The following is a 20918-nucleotide window of genomic DNA, read 5'->3' on the forward strand; positions in this document are numbered from 1 at the left end:
GTGTTCTCGCTGGTTTACTCCGCGACCCAGACGTCCGGGGAGGCGATGCGGTCGGCGGGCAAGTAGTCGGTGATTTCGCCGTGGCCGTCGTCGTACTGGACGAGGCCGACCCAGCCGTTAGGCCCGTTCTGCCGGGCGATCAACCAGCCCCGTCGCCAGCCGGTGTCCGTCCGCAGGATCACGTGGCCGGGGAGCGGAAGACTACGGAGGAGCCGCTCGCCGTGGGCACGCTGGGACCGGCCTTGTGCCGTCCCGGTCATGACGACAACCGACGGCGCAGGCGCAGTTCGTCGCGTATCGCGCGTGGCACCGGCAGCCGGTATCCCTCCAATGCGCTGGCGTAGGCACTGAGGGAGGCGGTGAGGCGACGGGAGTTACTGCGGATGTTGTCGTCCGGACGCTTCGTGCTGCGGGTCAGTTGTTCGGCGGCGCGAGCGGTGACGACCTCGGCGTACAGGTGCGAGAGATCATGGTCCGCGGTCGAGCGGCGCCGAATACTGGGCAGGGGGGCTATGGGGTGGATGGTCATCAGGCATCGCCTCAAATCAGGCTAGCCGGTTCCCGACAGACCGCCTGGTGTGCCATTGTTCCGGAGTCTCACCAGCTTACCTCCTCAGTAAAGCCCCCCGAAGGTCGAGACATCGGGGCGCCTCGGCCTGTACTCCGAGGAGATCGCCCTGACCGGCCTGACAGGGTCACGACGACGGCCGGGGGACGCGACCATCATCGAGTGACCCGTCACTGATCGGGGGGCTACGGTCACGCACCGGCGACGCGCTCGTCTTCCAGCTCCGCCATCGCTACCTCGATAGCGATACTGAGGGCCGTCACGATGCGGCCTGTCGCCGCGGCGACCCGCGAGGTTCCGACGATGGGGGCGATCGCGGCGAGAACACCGCGAACGTCTTCTGCAGTGAGGCCGATCTCGGCATCGGCGGCCAGGTTCAGGGCATAGGACGCGGCAGGTGCGTCGCTGGCCACCAGAGCGGCGAGTCTGACGAGCGCGATGGACGGCACGTCGAGGGTCGACGTGGCCACGGAATCGGCGGTCATCCGCGCCAGGAGATCGAGAACGGGGGTGTCTGCTGTGGTGAGATCAGACATGGCTTCTCCTCAGAAAGTCTGCTGTGACGGCGAATCCGACGCCACTGCTCACCCTGCGCCTGCTGCCACTTCGAGACATCATCCGGACCGGACGAATCCCAACCCCGCCACCGGAACGCCGCCCGCAATCGTCGTCGTCAGGTCTCATTCCTCGAGTCGCGCCAGTTCGCGCCCGTCTGCCGTCTGTACTCCGCGACAGCCTCGTCGAGCGTCGGGAGGAAGTGCCTCGGGTCGATCGTGCGCGTGAGCCCGTACCGCTCGATCTTCTGACGGACCGGATCCTTCATCTCCGCGAAGACCAGGGACACACCACGCGCGTTGAGCCAGGAGTCCAGCTCCAGCAACATGTCGGCGGCCGTGGTGTCGACGTCGGTGATGGGCTCGGCGGCCACGATGATCCAGCGGAGATCTGGGTGATCCTCCGCGATCTCCCGGACCGTCTCACCGAACATTCGCGCGTTGGCGAAGATCAGCGGCGCGTCGAAACGGTAGACGACCAGACCGGGCAGCACGTCGGCGTCGGGGTAGCTCTCGGTGTCGTGCAGGCCCGCGATCCCCTCCACCTGACCGAGCTCGGCCTGGTGCGGCCACCAGGCGCGGCGGAAGACGTTGAGGATGGACAGGCCCACCGCGACCAGAATGCCGGGCAGCACACCCAGGAGGGCGACGCCGAGCAGCGCGATGATGGACAGCAAGAACTCCACCCGGCGTTGGTGCCACAGGCGACGCGTTCCGGCAATGTCGGCCAGCGACAGTGCGGCGGCGATGACGATCGCGCCCAAGGTCGGTTGAGGTACGTACTGCATCAGGGTGGTGGCGAAGACCAGGACGACGGTGATCACCGCGGCGCCGACGACGCCCGTCACCTGGGACCGGGAGCCGGCCTGCTCGGCGACGGCGGTGCGGGATCCGCTGGTACTGACCGGAAAACCCTGGAAGAACCCGGCCGCGACGTTCGCGGCACCGATGCCGATCATCTCCTGGTTGCCGCGGACCCGCTCCCCCTTGCGGGCGGCGAACGACGATGCCGTCGACATCGTGTCGGCGAGCGCGACGACCGCGATGGCGAGCGCCCCGAGCAACAGCGGTGCGACGTCGCTCCAGTTGATCGACGGGAGATCGAAGGGTGGGAAACCCTGAGGGAGTACGCCGACCGTGTCGACGCCGCGCGACTGCAGGTCGAACGTGTTGACCGTGAGGGCGGCCAGCACCACGACGATCAGGACGCTCGGGAGCTTGGGCAGCAGCCGGTTCAGGAGCAGGATGCCGGCGAGCGATCCCACCCCGAGGATCGCGGCCGTCGTGTTGGCCTCACCGGCCGCGAGCCCCGACACGAAGTCGCGTACCTCGTCCACCAGCCCGTCGGCGTCGATCGAGAACCCGAAGAGCTTGGCCAACTGACCTACCACGATGGTCAGCGCAAGCCCGTTCATGTAACCGATCTGGGTCGGCTTCGACAGCAGGTCCGCCACGAACCCGAACTTGGCCAGCCCGGCGACCGTCATCACCACGCCGACCATGATCGCCAGCATCGAGGCGAGCGCGACGGCTCGAGCCGGGTCGCCGTTGGCGAGCATGAGTGGTGCGATCGTTGCCGCGATCATCGGGCCCAGGGACGAGTCCGGACCCAGGACCAGCACCCTGGACGGTCCGAAGACCGCGTAGCCGAGCAGGCACAGGATCGAGGTGTAGAGCCCGGTCACCGGAGGCAGCCCCGCCAGCTGTGCGTACGCCATCCCCTGCGGCACCAGCAGCGCCGACAAGACGAGGCCGGCGACCACATCCTTGGGCAACCATGCCCGCTCGTACGACCTCGCCAGCGCCAGACCAGGTACGTACTCCTGCCATCGAGGCGGAGTCACGTCGGGTCGATCGGTCAGCGCCGGCATGGTGGTCAGCCGACCATCTGGGCACGGATCGAGAAGCAGGGCGAGGTCATCCGCCGCCCCCTGCCGTCACGGCCGTCATGAGACAGGGCGATTGTCTGAGTCCGGGCACGTCGGTCCTCCTCAGGTGGTCGCCTGGAGGGCATCGTTCGACCACCATTCGACCGCCGGCAGGACCGTTAGGCATCACCCCGCCCGGATGAGGAAGGACCACCAGCGGGCGCAGGACCGGCTGGCTGGATCCCGTCGTCCACGGATCCACGAGGGTGGCGCTCGCTCGATTACCGCAACTGGTCGCGGCGGCGGGTCAGGTAGGCGGTCTCGGCGGTGTTGCCGGCCAGCTCGATGGCTTTGTCGTACGCCGCGCGCGACTTCTGACTGCGGCCCAGCCGGCGCAACAGGTCGGCGCGAGCCGCATGGTAGGCGTGATAGCCCGCCAACGCGTCCTCGAGACGGTCGACGGCGGCCAGTGCCACCTCCGGGCCGTCGAGCTCAGCGACTGCGATGGCCCGGTTGAGGGCGACGATCGGCGAGGGGTCGAGGCGGACGAGTTGGTTGTAGAGGGCGACGATCTGCGACCAGTCGGTGTCGCGGATGTCGCGAGCGGAGGTGTGTACGGCGTTGATCGCCGCGAGGACCTGGTAGCGGCCTGGAGCTACTCCGGAGGCCAGGCGTTCGCGCACCAGCCGATGGCCCTCGGCAACCATCGCCGCGTCCCAGGCGCCACGGTCCTGCTGGTCGAGGGGGACGAGTTCGCCGCTCGCGGAAACCCGGGCGGTACGGCGGGCCTCGGTAAGGAGCATCAGCGCCAGCAGTCCGGCCACCTCGCCGTCGTCCGGTAGGAGGGCACGGATCAGGCGAGTGAGCCGGATCGCCTCGGCGGTCAGGTCGTGACGGACGGGATCGGTGTCGGGGCCGGTCGCCAGGTAGCCCTCGTTGAAGACGAGGAAGAGGACGGCGAGGACGCCGGAGACGCGGGCCGGGAGATCCTCCGCGGACGGCACCCGGTAGGGGATCCGAGCCGCCTTGATCTTGGCCTTCGCGCGGGTGATCCGCTGCCCCATGGTGGTCTCCTGCACCAGGAAGGCACGGGCGATCTCGGGCATGGTCAGACCGCCGACCATCCGCAGCGTCAGCGCCATCCGGGTCTCCATCGCGAGCGCCGGGTGACAGCAGGTGAAGATCAGCCGGAGCCGCTCGTCGTCGATGGCGCCGAGAGGCTCAGGCGGGTCGTCGTCGTACAACATCTGAGCCTCCTTGTGCTTGTCGTCGCGCTTGTTCTCGCGCCGGATCCGGTCGATGGCCTTGTGATTGGCGGTCGTGGTCAGCCAGCCGCCGGGGTTCGGGGGTACGCCGGTGGCCGGCCATCGCTCGGTGGCGGTCGCGAATGCCTCGGCCGCGGCCTCCTCGGCGATGTCGAGATCGCCGAAACGCCTGGTCAGGGCAGCGACCACCCGGGCCCACTCCTCGTGGTGAGCCTGGATGATCGCCTCCTCGACGTCGCTCACTGGAATGGCCGCACCTCGATCTTGCGATCGCAGACCTTCGACGCCTCGGCGGCGAGCTTGAGCACCACATCCAGATCGGGGGCCTCCCACACCCAGACGCCGGCAAGGTACTCCTTCGACTCCACGAACGGCCCGTCGGTGAGCACCGCCTGCTCGCCCCGGTTGTCGATGACCGTGGCCGCGGTGGTGTCTGCGAGTCCGCCCGAGAAAACCCAGTAGCCCTCGGCGACCAGTCGTTCGTTGAACGCGCTGATGGCAGGCTGCCTGTCCGTGCTGCCGGGGTTGCTCTTGTCATCGATCACGGAAACCAGGTACTGCATCTCGAATCATCTCCTGTGGTTTGCGGACGCCCCTCGTGGTCGGCCTCTCACCCCTGCTACGAACACCGCTACCCCGATCCGACACCGCCGCCCGGATTTCTTTCCAGGACTTTCTGGTACGCCGGGTTGTGAGCGATCGGACAGCGACAGTATCCCGTCCGGTGGTTCGAAGTCCGACGTGAGAACGCCTGTGTCACGTGCTTCAGTCGGCGGTGGCGGTTGCGTACTGAGGGCGTCCGCTGGGCCGGTAGACCTGGATCGTTATTCCCTCGGGGGTGGCTCGCGAGTCCACCAGGTCGAGCGCTGTGTCCGGGCCGGTGGCGGGGAACAGTCGCGCGCCCTGGCCGACGACCACGGGATAGGCGAGCAGGATGATCTCGTCGACAAGCTGGTTGTCGAACAGCCAGCGGACCAGGCTGCCGCTTCCGTGTACCTGCAGCTCACCACCCGGCTTGGCCTTCAGCTCGCCGATAGCCGCCGCGACGTCACCGGACAGGACGGTCGTGTCCGCCCATTGCGGGTCGGTGAGCGTGTTCGACGCGACGTACTTGGGCCGCGTGTTCAACGCCGCTCCGATGGGGCTGCTGCTCGGATCTTCCATCGCACCCCAGGAGCCGGCGAAGATCTCGTAGGTCCGCCGGCCGAACAGGAACGCGTCGGCGCGCTGGTAGACCTGGCCGAGGAACGCCTCGGTCTCGCCCTCGAACAGCGGCAAGGCCCAGCCGCCGCGCTCGAATCCGCCCCTGCGGTCCTCTTCAGACCCGCCGAGTCCCTGCATCACGCCGTCGACGGAGACGTTCGTAACGGTCGTCAGTTTCATGATTTCAGTTCCCTTCTCGCTGAGTTGGTCGTCGTTCGATGGGGACGCCACTCGTGGGCGGCCGCTCACCCCTGCTACGAACACCTCAGCCCCGATCCGACACCGCCTCCCGGACTTCCTCCAATGAGCCGGATATCGTCTCGCCATGGTCGGCAGCCCACAAACCCGATTGGTGATCCTCCGTGGCAACTCCGCCTCGGGTAAGTCGACGATCGCGAAGCTATTGCGGGAGCGCCTCGGGCGTGGTGTCGCCTGGGTCGAGCAGGACTACCTGCGCCGTACGGTGCTCCGGGAGCACGACCGCCCGGGCCTTCCGAACCTTGGACTGATCGAGGTGACCACCCGGTACGCCCTCGACGCCGGCTATCACGTGATCGTCGAAGGAACCTTCGGTGCGCAACGGTACGGCGAGATGCTTCGGCGACTCACAGCTGATCATGCGGGCGTGACCAAGCTGTACTACTTCGACGTACCGCTGGAGGAGACCCAGCGTCGGCATCAGACCAAACCGCTCATCACCGTCGGCCCGGAGAAACTGTCCGAGTGGTATCGCCACCGCGATCTGCTCGGCCTCGTTGACGAGTCGATCATCACCGCCGACGAGAGCGAAGAACAGATCGTGACGCGACTGGTGAACGAGGTCGGATTCGGTGATCCCCCCGTGCGAGCCAGGTTCGAGCCGGCCGTCCATCTCGACTAGCGGCACCATCGGTTGATTCCGGCAAGTCTGGGCCCGTGGTCACGGGTGAGTCGCCGCGGGCCAGTCAGGCCCGGCGGTAGCCACGCAGCGCTTCGGGGATCAGGCTCAAACCCTCCCAAACGTCAGACTTGCTGGATAGCCTCGATCCGGTTCGAGCTGATGGCTTTGGCGAAATCTGCGAAGTCCTGGTCGTTCTGGGCCGCGTAGCGTTCGGAGAAGTCGGTGATCGACTTGTCGAAGGAGTCGTCTTCGCCGAGGTAGGCGGCGATGGACACCGGATCGCCGGATCGGGCGTGTGCACGGGCCAGCGTCCACGCGCATGTGCGGCCGTAGAAGGCCAGCTCCGCGGGCTGCATCAGCTCCACGATCGCTGAGCCCTTCATGTCGCGCAGTTGGCGCCAGTAGAAATAGCGGTCGGCCTGAACACCTTTGGACCAGCCCAGGAAGATGTCGCTGCTGGCTTGCATCAATCGCTGTCCCTGGACCACCCGCTCGCCGGGCTGCTTGTACGTGCTCTTGCGCAACGGACCTTCGAGAACAGACCTGGTGGCTTCCTTGACCTGGAGAAACAGCGGATCGCTGCGGTCACGGCCCTGCAACAGGACGATGAACGCTCGAGTTCCGACGCTTCCGACGCCGACGACCTTGCGTGCCCAGTCGACGATCTCGAAGCGCTCCAGCAGTTGCCGAAGCTCGGGTCGAAGGGTGGAACGGTAGTCCCGGAACAGTTTGACGACGACTTCGCCCATCTGTTCGGGACTCACGCCGTACGTCGTGTGGAGCTCGCGCGCGGGGACGATCACTGGCGGGACACTGGCGATGCGGTAGCGCCCGTCGACCTCTTCGCTGAGCTTGGACAGGGCCTGCTCGCTGTTGCGGGAGTGCGCCTTCTGGGCGTTCTTCTCGAAGCGCTTCTTGGCCTCTTTCACCTGCTTCGCCGTCAGCCCACGCATACCCTCGTCCTCGCGGGTGGCCTTGCTCTTGCTCTTCCGGGACATCTTGTCTTTGCCCTTGGCATCGGCTCCGGCCAGGAAGTCGACGACTGACTGCTTGATCTCTTCCTCGGAGGTGCGGGCGTACCACACGTCGAGGGTTCTCATGGTGGCGAACTCAGCCATCGTCTCCCGGTAGGCGGTGACACAGTCCTTCGTGATTGCACGACCCTCCGACTCCGAGCAGCCGTTGTTCTGTGCCGCCACCATGAAACTCGCCGCCAGCCGTTTGACGTCGTACTCGAACGGTCCCGGAAGAGTCTCGTCGAAGTCGTTGATGTCGAACAGCATCGTTCGCTCCGGCGATGCGAAGACCCCGAAGTTCGACAGATGGGCGTCCCCACACAGTTGGACCTCGAGACCGGCCGTGGGTGTGTCGGCCAGGTCCGACGCCATGATCTTGGCAGCACCGCGGTAGAACGTGAACGGCGAGGCCATCATCCGGCCGTGCCGCACCGGGACCAGGTCTGCGTCACGCCGGAGGTTCTGCTCCTCGATGAGGGCCACCGGGTCCGGCCGGTCCGTGGCGGGCTTCCACCCTGCGTGACTGTCCGGCATCGCTCGCGTGCGAGCCTCCAGACCGCGTGCTCTGCGCTCCTCCAGCGTCAGATGTTGAACCTTCGTCGGCATGATCGGCCACCCTTCGCTCCGTCGCAGGGCGGCTCGTCGGGCGAGCCGGGTCCCCACCCCGCAATCCGCGTACTCTGCCGACAATTCAGCAGGACTCGGGTCGCCGCATCACCCCTGCGGGAGGATCACGGGCTCTGCCGGCGCCTCGGTCCGTTTGTCCCTCCGCCGAGGAGGTGGTGCGGCGGGGGTCCGATCGACCAGCCTCGGTGCAGTCAGCCGGTGGAGCGCGCCTGCGGCGACCGGGACGGCTTCGGCGCCTCAGGACTTGGATCCGGGAGCATGTAGGTGATGACGAAGGCCACCACCACAGCCACCACGACCTGCGGTGTCACCGATATTCCGTCGGCACCGAGCAGCAGGGTGGCCAACAGCACCGAGGTCATTGGCAGCCGCAGCATCGTGGCGCACATGGCTCCGATGCCCATGCCGATCGCCGGCGCGAGACTCATGCCGGGCAAGCCGCTCGCGGCGATCCCCAGCACCGCACCGATGTACATCGCGGGAAAGACCGGTCCCCCGCGGAAGGCGCTCAGCGAGAGCCCGTAGGCCAAGGCCTTGCAGGCCGCGAGCAGGATCAGTACGCCGACCGAGTAGTCGGCGGCGTGTTCGACCAATGCGGGCATAGCATCCTGGCCGGAGAACAGCACCTGGGTGAAGCTTCTGTCGGAGATGAGCTGGTATGCCATCGCGGTGAGGCCGATTGCCACGCCGAGAACGGTCGTCACCAGCACACGGTTCAGGTGCACGACCGGGCGCAGCGACAGCCCGATCCAGCGGATCACCCAGCCCAGTAGCGCTCCAGCCACGCCCATGGCCAGAGCCCAGGCCATCGTGGCCAGCGTCGGATCCACCGCCGGCGGCACTGAGGGCAGGGCCAGCGAGAAACTGCCGAGGCCTGTCCAGTTGTCCAGCCCGATGAAGACCAGCGCGCCGACGCCGGAGGCGAGCAGTCCCGGCAGCGCCACCAGGCTCAGCGTCGCACCGCCGATGCCGGCGGCTTCCATGATCAGGAACGCGCCGAGCACCGGGGAGCCGAGCAGTGTGCTGATTGCGGCGAAGCTGCCGGCCGAGGCCATGATCGTCAAGGCCATCGGCGGCGCGTCTTTCTTCGCGAGGTGAACGGTCAGCGCGGCGAGGCCACCACCGATGGCGATCAGGGGTGCCTCGGGTCCGAGGACGGCGCCCAGACTGAGCGTGGTCAGTGAGGCGAGGATGATGCCGGGGAGCTCCTTGTCCACGGGTGGACCTCCGCCGGTCTTGAACCCGAAGGCGGGTGAATGGCCCGCGTTTCCTGGCAGGTACCGGATGGTCAGCCCGGTGAGGCAGCCGCACAGCGCCAACCAAGGAACCGGCCACCAGGCGGGGACACCGCCGGTGAAGATGTCCTGCGGCAGATCGTCGAACAGAAACTCCTGGATCGCGCCGACCAGCGCCAGGAAACCGTAGGCGACACCTGAGATCGGGATGCCCAGGATCGCGGCGAGCAGCAGGGCTGATAGGTACGGCTTGGAGCGGATGACTTGGACCGGGTCCAGGTTCGGTGGTCCGGCCGGCGGCGAAGCGGCAGCCCGACTCTCCGCGGGGGATACGCCCGAGGGGACGTGCGAATCGCTCATCAGTCTCGCTTCCCTAACCAGAACTACCCCGGCTTGCCGGTCACTTCGGGCGGCCGAGTGGTCACATCGTGCTGCCTCCATCAGCTTGCCGAGTTCGGCGCCTGTCGTTCACGAACTGCTGCCCGATGTCCCGCACGTCATGACCTGGTGCGGCCGCGAGACGACTGCGCCTCGCCCGAACCAGTCACCGATCGCTCGGTGGCGCGCCCACAGGGCCGAATCTCGATTGTGTGCTCATCGAGCGGCGGCAACCTCGTCCCGCCAGGATGAATCCGATGCCCGCCCTTGCGATCTCGGTCGCCCCAGCAGTCAGGCTCGCCAGCGGTCGGTCAGTTCGTCATTGCTAGGCGGCGGTCCCGGAAGTTCCGAACCGCCGCCCGGTCGTTCCTCGCGCCGATGCATCGCCTCCAGCATCAAGGCGAGGTACCGATGCCGGAGTTGGTTCGTCCGAGCCTCGTCGCCGAGCTTGATCGACGTGATCTGCTCCAGGATCACCCCGAAGTCCTCGACCACGATCCCCGGCCGGAGGTACTCCTTCGTCCGCGCGTAGATGGCCTGGTTCAGCTCAGCCGCCCGGGCGGCGTCCTGCCAGAGGTCGGGCGTCGGGGTGAACGTTCCCGCCAGCCGCTGGGTCAATGAGTTGGTGTCAGCGTCGACCAGCGCGTGCAGGAACGCTCCGAACGCAACCCACGGCTCGCGGTCGTCGGCGAGCGCCTTTTCCGACTCCTCGACGTACCGGGCCAGTCCGTCGCTGCAGAGCTTGCGGAGCAACTCCTCCTTGCTCGCGTACCGCCGGTAGAGGGCGCTGATACCGACACCAGCGCGCTCGGCCACAGCGGAGATCGGGGCGCCGGGATCGGCGATGAACACCGCCCGGGCCGCGGCCAGGATCACTTCGTCGTTGCGGGCCGCCTGCGCCTGCCGGCCACTGAGAGCTTTCGTCATGTCACCAAGATTACCACTTGAACGGAATGCTCCGTTCCGCTAGAGTTGGAACAGAACAGTTCGTTCCGTTTGAGTCTGGAGTCGATGATGACCGCAGTCGCAGAACTCCCCAGCAGCGCAGCAGCAGCCGTCATCGAGCCCGCCCCGCGGCGCCTTCGCAACCGCTGGCTCGCCTTCTCCGCGGTCATCACCGCGTCCGTGATGGACCTACTCGACTCGACCGTGATGAACGTCGCTGCCCCCGCCATCCGCGCCGACCTCGGCGGCTCCTACGCGAGCCTTCAGTGGATGGCCGCCGGGTACACGATGGCCCTGGCCGTCCTGCTCCTCGTCGGCGGCCGCCTGGGTGACCTGGTCGGCCGGAAGCAGGCGCTGCTGATCGGCGTCGGCGGGTTCACCGTGACCTCGTTCCTCTGCGGCCTGGCGGTGTCGTCGGAGATGCTGATCGCCGCGCGCGTCGCCCAGGGCGCGTTCGCCGCGATCATGTTGCCGCAGGGCTTCGGACTGGCCCGGGACCTGTTCGAACCGGGCGAGCGCGCCAAGGCGTTCGGGTTCTTCGGTCCGGTGATGGGTCTGTCGGCGGTGATCGGCCCGATCGTCGGCGGCACGCTGCTCGACGCGGACCTGCTGGGGACCGGCTGGCGAGCGATCTTCCTGGTGAACATCCCGGTCGGCATCTTCACCTTCGTCGTCGCGGCCAAGTACCTGCCGAACAGCCGGCCCACGGGCCGCCGGATCTCGCTGGACATTCCCGGGCTGCTGATCGCCGGCGCCGGCCTGGTTGCCCTGGTCTACCCGCTGGTGCAGGGTCACGAGATCGGCTGGCCGCTGTGGTCGAAGGCGCTGCTGGTCGCCTCGGTACCGGTGCTCGCCGGGTTCGGTGTCTACCAGTCCCGCCGGCAGCGCAGCGGTGCGACCCCGCTGATCGAGCCCCGGCTGCTGCGGAGCCGCTCGTACCTGTCCGGCGTGTTCTTCGCGGTGGTCTTCTTCGGTGCGATGGCCGGCACGTTCGTCCTGGGCATGTTCCTCCAGGTCGGCCTCGGCTACAGCCCGATCCACGCGAGCCTGGCGATGGCGCCCTGGGCCTTCGGGGCGCTGGTCGGCTCGGCGGTCTCCGGGATTGCGATGCAGAAGTACGGCCGCAAGCTGCTTCACATCGGCCTCGCGCTGATGGCGATTGGTCTGGTCGGACTGTACGGCGTACTGGCGCTGAGCGGCCTGAACGTCGGGCATTGGGATCTCGCAGTCCCCAATCTGATCGGCGGCGCCGGTATGGGCATGGTCTTCGTCCCGCTGTTCGACATCGTCCTGAGCGGCGTCCGGGACGAGGAGGTCGGCTCGGCCACCGGCATGCTGGGCTCGCTCGAGCAGGTGGGCATCGCGCTCGGTATCGCGGTGATCGGGACCATCTTCATGGGCAAGGTCGCCCACGCCGAGCCCTCGACCCGCGCCCTGGCCGCGCTCGACGGCACCCAGACGGCCCTCCTCGCAACCACCGGCGGCATCCTCCTCGCGTTCGCGGCCGGCTTCCTGCTCCCCAAAACCGCCCGCCCCACCCCCGACCACTAACCCCAACTGTCACCGGACCTGCAGATTCGTGTGGTGCCTCGACGTAGTGTGGATGACATGGTGGCCGTAGTCGAAGGCACGCTTTCGTCCGGTCTGCCCTACCTGCAGCTGGGGCAAGGACCTCCGATGGTCATGATGCCGGGTCTCAGTGCTGAGCACGCGAACCCGACCGGTCTGTGGCGCCGCATATACCTGTCTGGGGCAGCCCCGTACGCCGAGCATTTCACGGTATTCCTGGCCAACCGGCGAGCCGGTCTGGCGCCCGGATCATCCATGACGGACATCGCCGCGGACTACGCCGTAGCGATCGAGAACGACATCGGCGAGCCTGTCATGTTGCATGGAACGTCGACGGGCGGGTCTGTGGCGCTGCAGCTGGCGGTTGACCGGCCCGAGCTGGTGAAGCGGTTGGTGCTTGCTTCAGCCGCATGCCGGTTGTCACCTGCAGGACGGCGTATGCAGGCGGAGTTCGCACGCCTGACGACCGAAGGCGACGTACGTCGGGCATGGGCCAACGTGATGGGGATGGTGGCGCCAGGATTACTCAGGCCTCCCGTATGGGGGTTGGGCTGGCTCGCGGGGCGGAGGTTGGCCGTTGACGATCCGGCCGACATGTTGATCACGGTGGCGGCCGAGGATTCCTTCGACGCGGAGCCGGGCCTCCATCGTGTCCAGGCCGCCACACTCGTGCTGGGTGGGACGACAGATCCCTTCTATTCCGAGGACCTCTTCAGGCGGACCGCCGCTGGTGTGCCGGACGGGCGGGCGGTGCTCTTCCCCGGCAAGGGCCACATGTACCCGGCGACCTCCAAGCACGCCGCCGGCTTGAGCTTGGGCTTCTTCATCGCTGGCTGAGGGAGGATGGGCGCAGGCGACTAGGGCGAGCACACACAACGCCGTACTCGGAAGACCGATGGACCGAACTGCCAGCCATGACCTTCTCTGCACTTACTTAGAGGGTGCCCTTCTCGACGATGCGGTGCCTGATTCCGTACGCGACGGCGGCGGTACGCGAGTCGACGTTGAGCTTGGTGAAGATGTTGGACACGTGGCGATGGACCGTGCGCTCGCTGAGGTGCAGCTCGTTGGCGATCGCGCGGTTCGCTTTGCCTCGGGCGATGAGGCAGAGGACCTCGATCTCCCGTCGAGTGAGCCCGTGTGTCTCGGAACCAGCGTCCGTGGCTGCGACGATCCGGTCCAGCTGAGCCAGATCCGGACGCGCGCCGAGCCGTTCGAATGTCTCCCGGGCCGCAGAGAATTCGAGCCGCGCACCATCATGGTCAGCGAGCGCGCGGCAGGCCTGCCCGATCAGGACGTTCAGCTTGGCCACCTCGTGCGGGGCATCCTGCTCCTGCCAGGTACCGGCGGCCTGGCGGAGGAGTGGCAGCGCGCTCCCGGGATCGCCCTCGGAGAGCGCCAGCGCGCCTCTGATGGCGGAGGTCTCGGCCTCGATGACAGGCGTCGTCAGCTCGCCCGTGATCTCCTCGAACTCGGTCACGGCATCCCGGGCCGCCTCGATCTTCCCCTCCTCGAGGTAGATGGAGACCACGGCCTTCAACAGGTCCAGGCGGTCGGGCCTCGCGGTCACCTCGGTCAGCGCCCGACGGACGCCGGCTTCTGAGGCGTCGATATCACCTTCGGCGAGTCTGAGGAGGGCGAGTCCCGGCTGTGTCGGGCAGCCATGTTCCGCCGCGCGGCGGTAGGCGTCTTCGGCGGCATCCCACTCGCCGCGCAGTCGCCGGACCTCACCGAGCTGGTAGTACGCGTGGCCGCAGACCCAACCGGTGTAGCCGTCGAGGTCGGTACAGACCGCGGCAATCTCCTCGAGGGCGTCCGGCCAGGCACCGTTGAGGAACATCAACCGTGAGCGGTAGATGCGGCAGTTCCCGAGGTACGCACCTCCCAGACTGCTGAGCGAATCGAGCCACCTGGCCATCGACCGGTTCCAAGCCCGGGCGCGAGCGAAGTCGCGGGCCAGAAAGCAGCCGCGGACGGCGGCGCAGTAGATCCACGGGGTGACACGTGGCGATAGGCCATGGGTGGCGATGGCCATCGCCTCCTCCAGGTGATCGAGCCCGTCCTGCGGCCGCCCGTCGTCGATCAGGGTCTGACCCCACAGGCTCAATGCCCAGGGGACCACCTCGCCCTGACCTTCGTCGACGATCGCCCTCAGCAGCTCGTCGGCACGAGCGCGGTTGCCCGTCGTTGCGTGGAACATCGCCTCGGGGATCTTGAGCCACAGGCTGGTGGCCATAGCGGGGCCCAGAGTGCGGCTCGTCTGCTTGAGCCAACCGCTTGCTTCGACGATCTCGTTGGTGTTCAACAGGGCCCACCACAGCCAGAACGCCACCTGCGCCGCGTCCTCGAGTTCGCCGGCACTGACCCGGAGGTCGAAGACACGGTGAAGCAGGGCGACCGCCTCGTCACCCCGGGCAGAGACCTGGGCCGCCTCGGCGAACGCTTCCAGATCCTCGACGACGAGCGGCTCTTCGGCGTCTGCCGCGGCGTACTCCGCACACGCCTCCTCCCACCGGGAGGCCCGGTGAAGCTCCCGCGCGCGGACCAGGTGCGCCGTGGCGACGGCTGCCATGCCTCCAGCATGGCCCGCCGGATCGGAGATGGGTAGTTATACCCACGCCGTTGGACCCAGGGTGGCAGCCAATGCCGATCCCCCCGGCTGAGCGGTCGGCCAGTCTCGAATCAGACGCTCGCAAGGCGGACGCCACACCTACGAACTAAGGGGTTCCGGTGAAGACAACAAACGTGAACGGCATCGAGTTGGCCTACGACGTCCAGGGTGAGGGGGAGCCGGTGCTGTTCATCCACGGCGCCATCTTCGCCGACTTCCTTCGTCCGCTGGCTGAACAGCCGGCGTTCCGCGGGTTCCAGAGGATCCGCTACCACCGGCGCGGGTACGGCGAGAGCGGCGGACCAGCCGGTGGCTTCGACCTGCAGGCGGCCGACATCGTTGCCCTGCTGGACCACCTCGGGGTGGACCGGGCTCACCTTGTCGGCCACTCCGAGGGTGCGATGATCGCGCTCGTACTCGCAGCCTCCTACCCCGATCGGGCACGATCCCTGGCGCTGCTCGAGCCGCTGCCGTCGAGCAGTTGGCTGGCTGCCGGCGACTTCGCGGACGTGCTGGGAATTCTCGGACCGGCGTTCGAGGCGATGGTGGGTCGTTACCAGGCGGGTGACGTACCAGGCGCTTACGATTCGCTCTTCGAGCCAACTGGCCTGGACTGGCGCGCGGCGGCGGCAGCCGCGGGGCCTGGCGTCGTCGCCCAGGGCATCAAAGACGCGGCAACGTTTGTCGAGGGTGAAGCTGCCGCATTGGTCGAGTGGGACTACGGGGTCAAGCAGGCGGCAACGATCGACAGCCCAGTGCTCTCGTGGGGTGCCGCTTCGGAGAACCCGATCAACCCCGCGACGCGAGCGTTCATCTACGAGTTGTTCCCGCAGCGCGAGGAGGCCATCCTCGAGGGTGGAGATCACTTCTCGGTCGCCACGGACCCAGCGGCCGTAGCCGAGCCGATCGCCGAATTCGTCTCGCGGCACAGCGCGGGGTGGCGGACGGGTAGCCCATTGGTCTCGGCGCCCGAAGTATGACGGTTGCTTTGGGCATCGTTCATATCGGCGCGGTAATCACGGGCAGCCGATCCAGTGACAATCGGGGTGACGTCGCGGATCACGTCGACCTGGACGTGATCCGCGTTGCGAAGCCTGCGGGCGGTCCGCTGGCTGGTCGAGCACGGCTTCGACCCGTCCTCGCCAGGCTGCGAGTTCGACGTACTGAGATCCCAGATGTGAGGCTGCACCAGCCTGATGGTGGCCGAGCTTGGCCGGACGCAGTACGTCCGACGAGCTCGGCGGACTGAGCCTCGGTGAGCGGGACGGTCCGGCTGACCACGACATCCCCATAGAGGTCCCGGGGGAACGACCTTGGCTGAGGCGTTGCAGGGCCACCTGTGTGGATCGATCATGAAGCATTGATTGGGCGGTGCGCCGGTTCCTTCCGAGTCGTCCGCGCCGCCCTAGGGGAAGGGGAATCAGATGAGGAAGTTCGTGCTGCTCGTGGGAGCGGTGCTCACGCTGACGCTGGGGTTGCTGACCCCAGCGACAGCGGTCACACCCGGCGCACTGACCCCGGCGGCGGCCTCTGCCAACTGCCAGGCCTTCTTCGGCGTCGCAGCCGGACCTGAGCCGCTGTCCGCCTGTCAGTGGGACATGCGTGCGATCGGGGTCGGTGCGGCGTCGTACGCCAACGCCACTGGTGCCGGCGTCGACGTGGGGGTTATCGACAGCGGGGTCGACTTCACCCACCCCGACCTTGTCGGCGGCATCGACGTCGCTCGGTCGTGCTCGTTCATCTTCTCGACCACGCCGACGGCCGACCCGCGGGAGGTCGCCAACGGTGACTGCAGCAACAAGGCCGCTGTCCAAGATCTGCAAGGCCACGGTACGCACGTGGCCAGCACGATCGCCGGCCGGGTCAACGGCGTCGGCATCGCGGGGGTGGCACCCAGGGCCACGGTCGTGGCGATCAAGGCCTGCACCATCGCGGGCTTCTGCTTCGCCGACTCGGTGGCGGCCGCGCTTCGGTACGCCGGTGACCAGCGCCTCGACGTCGTCAACCTGAGCCTGTTCGCGGACCCGTGGCTCTATTTCTGCGGCAACGACGCCGAGCAGCGAGCGATCCTCGCGGACCTGCGGAATGCTGCACGGTACGCACAGCAGCGCGGCGTCGTGGTCGTGGCCGCGGCCGGCAACGAGGCGCAGGACCTGGGGCACCCGACCACTGACACCATCAGCCCGGACTGGCCGCCGGACACAGCCGTGACCCGCGAGGTACGCAACAACTGCCGAGTCGCGCCTGCTGAACTCCCCGGTGTGGTCACGGTGTCGGCGGTTGGTGTGACCACGCTGGCCAGCTACTCCAACACCGGAGGTCCGACCGTGGATGTGACGGCGCCAGGTGGCGACGCGGCGCAGACTCCTGGTACGACGTACGGCCGGATCCTTGCCGCCTGGTCGAGCACTGATGACACCGGCCAATGGGAGGCCCTCGCCGCCGCCGGGCGCGGGGTCGAGGACGCCAACGGCGCCCGCTGGGTCTGGATCAGCGGGACCTCCATGGCATCGCCTCATGTGGCTGGGGTGGCAGCGCTGATCCGTCAGCTCCACCCCAACTGGAGCCCGGGTGCTGTGGCAGCGCAGATTCGGCGCACTGCGACGCCGATGGCCTGCCCGGCCAACTGGCCGGCCGACGACGTCCGCCGGTGCACCGGCGGGCCGTCGAGTACCACCTTCTTCGGCGCCGGCATGGTGAACGCCCTGGCGGCCACCTCCTGACACCGAAAAGCTGAGTGGGGCGGGCACCAGCCCGCCCCACTCTCGTTCGGTGTACGTGATCGACGGCATCCGGGCCGCGCTCGAAGGACGGCTGGCCGAGCTGGAGAAGTCAGCTCAGCGCGGCCGCCTTGCGCAGCAGCACTGAGCGCTCGCGCTGGTTGGCGCACAGCCGGGCCGCCAGCTCCAGCTCGGCGCGCGCCTCCGGTCGTCGTCCGAGGCGGGCCAGCAGCTCACCGCGTACGGTCGGAACCAAGTGCGAACCGGGGAGCCGGTCCAAGGCGATCAGCTCGTCCAGGATGGCCAGGGCCTGCGCCGGACCTGAGGCCATGGCCACGGCGACGGCCCGATTGAGCTCGACCACCGGCGAGGGCGCGACCCGGCCGAGCGCCTCGTAGAGCACCACGATCCGGTCCCAGTCGGTCGCCTCGAACGAGGGCGCCGACGCGTGGGCGGCCGCGATCGCAGCCTGCAGGCCGTATGGGCCGAGGCCGCGAGTCGAGGCCTTCACCAGCGCGGCCAGCCCACGGCGAATCGCCGAGTAGTCCCACCGCCGCCGGTCCTGGTCCTCCAGCAGGACCGGCGAACCGTCCGCGCCGATCCGGGCCGGGAAGCGCGCGGCCGTCAGCTCGCACAACGCCAGCAGGCCGTGCGCCTCCGGTTCGTCCGGCTGCAGTGCGACCAGCGTGCGGGCCAACCGGATCGCCTCATACGCCACGTCGGGGCGCACCAGCCGGTCGCCCGACGTGGCTGTCGACCCCTCGGTGAAGATCACGTAGAGGACGCTGAGCACGCCGCCCAGCCGCTCCCGGCGCTGGTCGGCCGCCGGCAGCTCGAACGGCACCCCGGCCGCCGCGATCGTCTTCTTGCCCCGGGTGATGCGGGCCTGCACCGTCGGCACAGGCACGAGGAACGCGCGGGCGATCTCCTCGCTGGACAGGCCCGCGACCACGCGCAGGGTCAGCGCTACCCGGGCCTCACGGGAGAGCACCGGGTGGCAGCTGATGAACATCAGCGCCAGGACGTCGTCGTCGATCCTGTCGGGGTCGATCTCGTCGTCGACCGCCGTCGGGACGGCCGCCAGCAGGGCGTAGCGGTCCTTCAGGGCGGTCCGGCGACGGATCGCGTCGATCGCCCGCCGCCGGGCCGTGGCCATCAGCCAGCCGGCCGGATCGGCCGGAGCCGCACGCGACCACGACACCAGTGCCTCAGCCACCGCTTCTTGGGCCGCATCCTCGGCCAGCCCGAAGTCGCCGGTGAACCGGGTCAGCGCGGCGACGATCCGCGCCGACTCGATCCGCCAGACGGCCTCGACGTCGGCCGTACCCATCAGACCTGGCCGCTGCTCTCGCGCAAGGCCTCTTCCTTGACGAACTTCCCGCTGTCCTGCGGGACCTCGTCCTCCCCGGGCACCCGCCGGATCTCGATCTTGGACCCGGGGACCGCCGGAACCCGCTTGGCCCACTCGATCGCCTCTTGTTTCGAGGCGACATCGACCAGGAAGAAGCCCCCGAACAGTTCCTTGGTCTCTCCGTACGGCCCGTCCGTGACCACCGGGGCCTCGTCGCTGAAGTGCACCACGACGCCCTCTCCCGGATCGTCCAGCCCTTCGGCCCCGACGTACACGCCGGCCTTGTCCATCTCCTCGAGCAATCGGCGGGTCGCGGCCATCAGTTCGTCGACGTTGGCCATCATGGCCGCGTTCGTCTCATCGGTGCCCCGCATGATCAGCATGTACTGCGCCATCGCGTTCTCCTCATCCGGCGAGGCCGCGTCTCGGCCCTCCCACCCCCAGGTCGAACGAGCGGCCCGCGGATCGACACGGCCCCGGAGGAATCTCTCGCCGCGACGCAGCCGATCCCTCCGACCCGCGTTTCGCCCGTCAGACCAGCCCCCGAGCGATGGCTGACGCGGCCGCCCTGAAAGCCTATCGTCGCAGCTTTGGAAGGCGGCGACGCTCACACGGATCTGGGAAAAGCATTCGGGACGCGCTGACGACTAGTACCGGAACACCTGGGTGGGCGAGTTGCTGCAGTTCGCCAGGGTCACCTGTTCGGCGTTGACCTTGCCGGGGGCCGACAGGCAGAGCTTCGGTTTGGTGGTGGACTTGATCCTGCTGTCGGTACCGATGGTCCACTTCTGGGCGGGATCGGTGCTGCTGCAGAGGTCGGTCCGCAGCGGAGCGCCACTTTGAGATGGCCTCCCGGGACGTCCGCACACATCCCGAGTGCCCGCAACGTGCCGTCTGCCGGACGCGTCCACCGCTGCGCCTGGGTGCCGTTGCAGTCCCACAGCTGGATCTTGGTGCCGGGGACGATCGAGCTGTGGTCGATGTCCAGGCACCGGCCGCCCGGTCCGCTGACGGTGAGCCGGATCGGCGCCGGGGCCGGCCTGGCCGCCATGTCGCGGCCAGGCCTGTGCTGGTGGTCAGTTGACGGTGACGCCGTAGGTGCTCGCGGCCTCGGTGACCGGCTGGTAGAACGTCGTACCGCCGGTCTGGCAGTTGCCGCTGCCGCCTGAGGTGATGCCGACGGCCTTCGAGCCGTCGTACAGCGGACCACCGGAGTCACCCGGCTCGGCGCAGACATTGGTCTGGATCATGCCGCTGACGCGGCCGCCGCCGGAGTACCGGACGGTGACGTTGAGCGCGGTAACCCTGCCGCTGTGGGTGCCTGTCGTCGAGCCTTTGCGGGTCACGTTCTCACCGACGAACGCGTTGGCCGCGGTGAAGCCGCCCGGGTGGCTGAGCGACGAGTTGCTGTACTGCACGAGCGCGTAGTCGTTGCCAGGGAAGCTGTAGCCGACCGTCGGGCCGATCAGGGTGGTGTGACCGGAGTTGGTGTACCAGGTCTTCGCGACCTTGCCGCAGTGTCCGGCGGTGAGGAAGTAGTAGGTACTGCCCTTCACGACGTTGAAGCCGAGCGAGCAGCGGTACTGACCTCCGTAGATGGCGTCACCGGCCGATAGCAGCGGCCGGAACACGCCGGTCGTCCGGTTGACCTGGACACCGTCGTGCTTCAGAGCCGCGAGGTCTTTGGCCGAGACGGAGCTGTCGGCTGTGACAACCACCTTGCCAGAGGCGGCATCGGCGTACCAGGCGATGCCCTTCACCCCTGACTGGTCGACCGTGGCAGTGGCAGCGGACAGTTGTGCGGCCGGCGACGGTACGGCGGCTGCGGGCGGTACGGCGTACAGGCAAGCCGCGACCGCACTGACGACGGCTGCCAGTTGGGCGATCCGGCGGCGGGCTGACGTGCGTTCGATCCTCACTTGGGCCTCCAGAGGGAGAGCCGGGACCTGCTGGGCGGGGTCCCTCGAACCGTCGGCCGGCTGCAGCACGTAGCCGCGACACCACCGGCTGACACTCTGGAGTATTGGCCCGCCTCGCCGTACGGGCAACTGCTGGCTAGTCGAAGGCGATTCGCTGCAGTCGGTTTGCCTGACCCCTTCGCCTGACGCGCGCCCGGCCGGCACGGGCT

Annotated in this window: 21 protein-coding genes; 5 read left to right on the top strand and 16 right to left on the bottom strand. The window is 68.0% G+C overall.

The window, feature by feature from the left end; all coding sequences use genetic code 11:
• Window positions 1-14 precede the first annotated feature (14 nt).
• The 7 genes from EV652_RS28965 to EV652_RS28995 form a co-directional block, all read right to left on the bottom strand.
• Complete coding sequence (locus EV652_RS28965; RefSeq protein ID WP_132212421.1) at window positions 15-260, bottom strand: hypothetical protein; 246 nt, start codon at window positions 258-260, stop codon at window positions 15-17.
• Window positions 257-529 carry a hypothetical protein gene (locus EV652_RS28970; protein WP_132212422.1) on the bottom strand — a complete coding sequence of 91 codons (273 nt, stop codon included), beginning with the start codon at window positions 527-529 and terminating at the stop codon, window positions 257-259. Before EV652_RS28970 ends, EV652_RS28965 begins: the two co-directional genes overlap by 4 nt.
• Before the next feature lie 230 nt (window positions 530-759).
• A complete protein-coding gene (locus tag EV652_RS28975; RefSeq protein ID WP_132212423.1) occupies window positions 760-1104 on the bottom strand; it encodes a carboxymuconolactone decarboxylase in 345 nt (114 codons plus the stop codon).
• Between the two features lie 137 nt (window positions 1105-1241).
• Window positions 1242-2993 carry a SulP family inorganic anion transporter gene (locus EV652_RS28980; RefSeq protein WP_132212424.1) on the bottom strand — a complete coding sequence of 584 codons (1752 nt, stop codon included), beginning with the start codon at window positions 2991-2993 and terminating at the stop codon, window positions 1242-1244.
• A 278-nt stretch (window positions 2994-3271) separates the two neighbouring features.
• On the bottom strand, window positions 3272-4498 hold the full coding sequence (locus tag EV652_RS28985) for an RNA polymerase sigma factor (RefSeq protein ID WP_132212425.1): 1227 nt from the start codon (window positions 4496-4498) through the stop codon (window positions 3272-3274).
• The gene (locus EV652_RS28990) at window positions 4495-4818 is read right to left on the bottom strand and encodes a YciI family protein (protein WP_132212426.1); all 324 of its coding nucleotides are present in this window, start codon (window positions 4816-4818) and stop codon (window positions 4495-4497) included. Before EV652_RS28990 ends, EV652_RS28985 begins: the two co-directional genes overlap by 4 nt.
• Window positions 4819-5020: 202 nt before the next feature.
• On the bottom strand, window positions 5021-5638 hold the full coding sequence (locus EV652_RS28995) for a dihydrofolate reductase family protein (protein ID WP_132212427.1): 618 nt from the start codon (window positions 5636-5638) through the stop codon (window positions 5021-5023).
• A gap of 145 nt (window positions 5639-5783) precedes the next feature.
• Here EV652_RS28995 and EV652_RS29000 point away from each other — a divergent pair, with 145 nt between their 5' ends.
• Complete coding sequence (locus EV652_RS29000) at window positions 5784-6338, top strand: AAA family ATPase (protein WP_132212428.1); 555 nt, start codon at window positions 5784-5786, stop codon at window positions 6336-6338.
• A gap of 122 nt (window positions 6339-6460) precedes the next feature.
• On the opposite strand, the gene EV652_RS29005 is transcribed toward EV652_RS29000, so the two are convergent.
• The 3 genes from EV652_RS29005 to EV652_RS29015 all read right to left on the bottom strand — a co-directional run bounded on the left by EV652_RS29005 (window position 6461) and on the right by EV652_RS29015 (window position 10521).
• Complete coding sequence (locus EV652_RS29005; RefSeq protein WP_132212429.1) at window positions 6461-7960, bottom strand: DUF2252 domain-containing protein; 1500 nt, start codon at window positions 7958-7960, stop codon at window positions 6461-6463.
• 212 nt (window positions 7961-8172) lie between these two features.
• Window positions 8173-9576 (bottom strand): chloride channel protein, encoded by a 1404-nt coding sequence (locus EV652_RS29010; RefSeq protein WP_132212430.1) that lies wholly within the window; start codon window positions 9574-9576, stop codon window positions 8173-8175.
• A gap of 309 nt (window positions 9577-9885) precedes the next feature.
• The gene (locus tag EV652_RS29015; protein ID WP_132212431.1) at window positions 9886-10521 is read right to left on the bottom strand and encodes a TetR/AcrR family transcriptional regulator; all 636 of its coding nucleotides are present in this window, start codon (window positions 10519-10521) and stop codon (window positions 9886-9888) included.
• Window positions 10522-10608: 87 nt separating this feature from the next.
• Between EV652_RS29015 and EV652_RS29020 the strand changes: the two genes are divergently transcribed.
• Both EV652_RS29020 and EV652_RS29025 read left to right on the top strand, forming a co-directional pair.
• Window positions 10609-12090 carry an MFS transporter gene (locus EV652_RS29020; RefSeq protein WP_132212488.1) on the top strand — a complete coding sequence of 494 codons (1482 nt, stop codon included), beginning with the start codon at window positions 10609-10611 and terminating at the stop codon, window positions 12088-12090.
• Between the two features lie 57 nt (window positions 12091-12147).
• Window positions 12148-12945 carry an alpha/beta fold hydrolase gene (locus EV652_RS29025; protein ID WP_132212432.1) on the top strand — a complete coding sequence of 266 codons (798 nt, stop codon included), beginning with the start codon at window positions 12148-12150 and terminating at the stop codon, window positions 12943-12945.
• A 97-nt stretch (window positions 12946-13042) separates the two neighbouring features.
• On the opposite strand, the gene EV652_RS45460 is transcribed toward EV652_RS29025, so the two are convergent.
• Window positions 13043-14680, bottom strand: a complete 1638-nt coding sequence (locus EV652_RS45460) for a response regulator transcription factor (protein WP_132212433.1) — start codon at window positions 14678-14680, stop codon at window positions 13043-13045.
• A 158-nt stretch (window positions 14681-14838) separates the two neighbouring features.
• Between EV652_RS45460 and EV652_RS29035 the strand changes: the two genes are divergently transcribed.
• Entirely contained in the window at window positions 14839-15699 is an 861-nt protein-coding gene (locus EV652_RS29035) for an alpha/beta fold hydrolase (protein WP_132212434.1), read from the top strand.
• A gap of 444 nt (window positions 15700-16143) precedes the next feature.
• Complete coding sequence (locus EV652_RS29045) at window positions 16144-17442, top strand: S8 family peptidase (RefSeq protein ID WP_132212435.1); 1299 nt, start codon at window positions 16144-16146, stop codon at window positions 17440-17442.
• A 109-nt stretch (window positions 17443-17551) separates the two neighbouring features.
• On the opposite strand, the gene EV652_RS29050 is transcribed toward EV652_RS29045, so the two are convergent.
• The 5 genes from EV652_RS29050 to EV652_RS29065 form a co-directional block, all read right to left on the bottom strand.
• Window positions 17552-18769, bottom strand: a complete 1218-nt coding sequence (locus EV652_RS29050; protein ID WP_132212436.1) for an RNA polymerase sigma factor — start codon at window positions 18767-18769, stop codon at window positions 17552-17554.
• Window positions 18769-19185, bottom strand: a complete 417-nt coding sequence (locus EV652_RS29055; RefSeq protein ID WP_132212437.1) for a YciI family protein — start codon at window positions 19183-19185, stop codon at window positions 18769-18771. Before EV652_RS29055 ends, EV652_RS29050 begins: the two co-directional genes overlap by 1 nt.
• Before the next feature lie 252 nt (window positions 19186-19437).
• Entirely contained in the window at window positions 19438-19521 is an 84-nt protein-coding gene (locus EV652_RS46230) for a hypothetical protein (RefSeq protein WP_369410050.1), read from the bottom strand.
• Window positions 19485-19841, bottom strand: a complete 357-nt coding sequence (locus EV652_RS46235) for a ricin-type beta-trefoil lectin domain protein (protein WP_132212438.1) — start codon at window positions 19839-19841, stop codon at window positions 19485-19487. Before EV652_RS46235 ends, EV652_RS46230 begins: the two co-directional genes overlap by 37 nt.
• 25 nt (window positions 19842-19866) lie before the next feature.
• A complete protein-coding gene (locus EV652_RS29065; RefSeq protein ID WP_132212439.1) occupies window positions 19867-20709 on the bottom strand; it encodes a S1 family peptidase in 843 nt (280 codons plus the stop codon).
• Window positions 20710-20918 lie beyond the last annotated feature (209 nt).

Source organism: Kribbella steppae (assembly GCF_004342025.1).
Taxonomy (GTDB): domain Bacteria; phylum Actinomycetota; class Actinomycetes; order Propionibacteriales; family Kribbellaceae; genus Kribbella; species Kribbella steppae.

Coding starts and splice junctions, on each gene's coding strand:
- EV652_RS28965 (WP_132212421.1), bottom strand. CDS start 260: ATGACCGGGACGGCACAAGGCCGGTCCCAGCGTGCCCACGGCGAGCGG.
- EV652_RS28970 (WP_132212422.1), bottom strand. CDS start 529: ATGACCATCCACCCCATAGCCCCCCTGCCCAGTATTCGGCGCCGCTCG.
- EV652_RS28975 (WP_132212423.1), bottom strand. CDS start 1,104: ATGTCTGATCTCACCACAGCAGACACCCCCGTTCTCGATCTCCTGGCG.
- EV652_RS28980 (WP_132212424.1), bottom strand. CDS start 2,993: ATGCCGGCGCTGACCGATCGACCCGACGTGACTCCGCCTCGATGGCAG.
- EV652_RS28990 (WP_132212426.1), bottom strand. CDS start 4,818: ATGCAGTACCTGGTTTCCGTGATCGATGACAAGAGCAACCCCGGCAGC.
- EV652_RS28995 (WP_132212427.1), bottom strand. CDS start 5,638: ATGAAACTGACGACCGTTACGAACGTCTCCGTCGACGGCGTGATGCAG.
- EV652_RS29000 (WP_132212428.1), top strand. CDS start 5,784: ATGGTCGGCAGCCCACAAACCCGATTGGTGATCCTCCGTGGCAACTCC.
- EV652_RS29005 (WP_132212429.1), bottom strand. CDS start 7,960: ATGCCGACGAAGGTTCAACATCTGACGCTGGAGGAGCGCAGAGCACGC.
- EV652_RS29010 (WP_132212430.1), bottom strand. CDS start 9,576: ATGAGCGATTCGCACGTCCCCTCGGGCGTATCCCCCGCGGAGAGTCGG.
- EV652_RS29015 (WP_132212431.1), bottom strand. CDS start 10,521: ATGACGAAAGCTCTCAGTGGCCGGCAGGCGCAGGCGGCCCGCAACGAC.
- EV652_RS29020 (WP_132212488.1), top strand. CDS start 10,609: ATGACCGCAGTCGCAGAACTCCCCAGCAGCGCAGCAGCAGCCGTCATC.
- EV652_RS29025 (WP_132212432.1), top strand. CDS start 12,148: ATGGTGGCCGTAGTCGAAGGCACGCTTTCGTCCGGTCTGCCCTACCTG.
- EV652_RS45460 (WP_132212433.1), bottom strand. CDS start 14,680: ATGGCAGCCGTCGCCACGGCGCACCTGGTCCGCGCGCGGGAGCTTCAC.
- EV652_RS29045 (WP_132212435.1), top strand. CDS start 16,144: ATGAGGAAGTTCGTGCTGCTCGTGGGAGCGGTGCTCACGCTGACGCTG.
- EV652_RS29050 (WP_132212436.1), bottom strand. CDS start 18,769: ATGGGTACGGCCGACGTCGAGGCCGTCTGGCGGATCGAGTCGGCGCGG.
- EV652_RS29055 (WP_132212437.1), bottom strand. CDS start 19,185: ATGGCGCAGTACATGCTGATCATGCGGGGCACCGATGAGACGAACGCG.
- EV652_RS46235 (WP_132212438.1), bottom strand. CDS start 19,841: ATGGCGGCCAGGCCGGCCCCGGCGCCGATCCGGCTCACCGTCAGCGGA.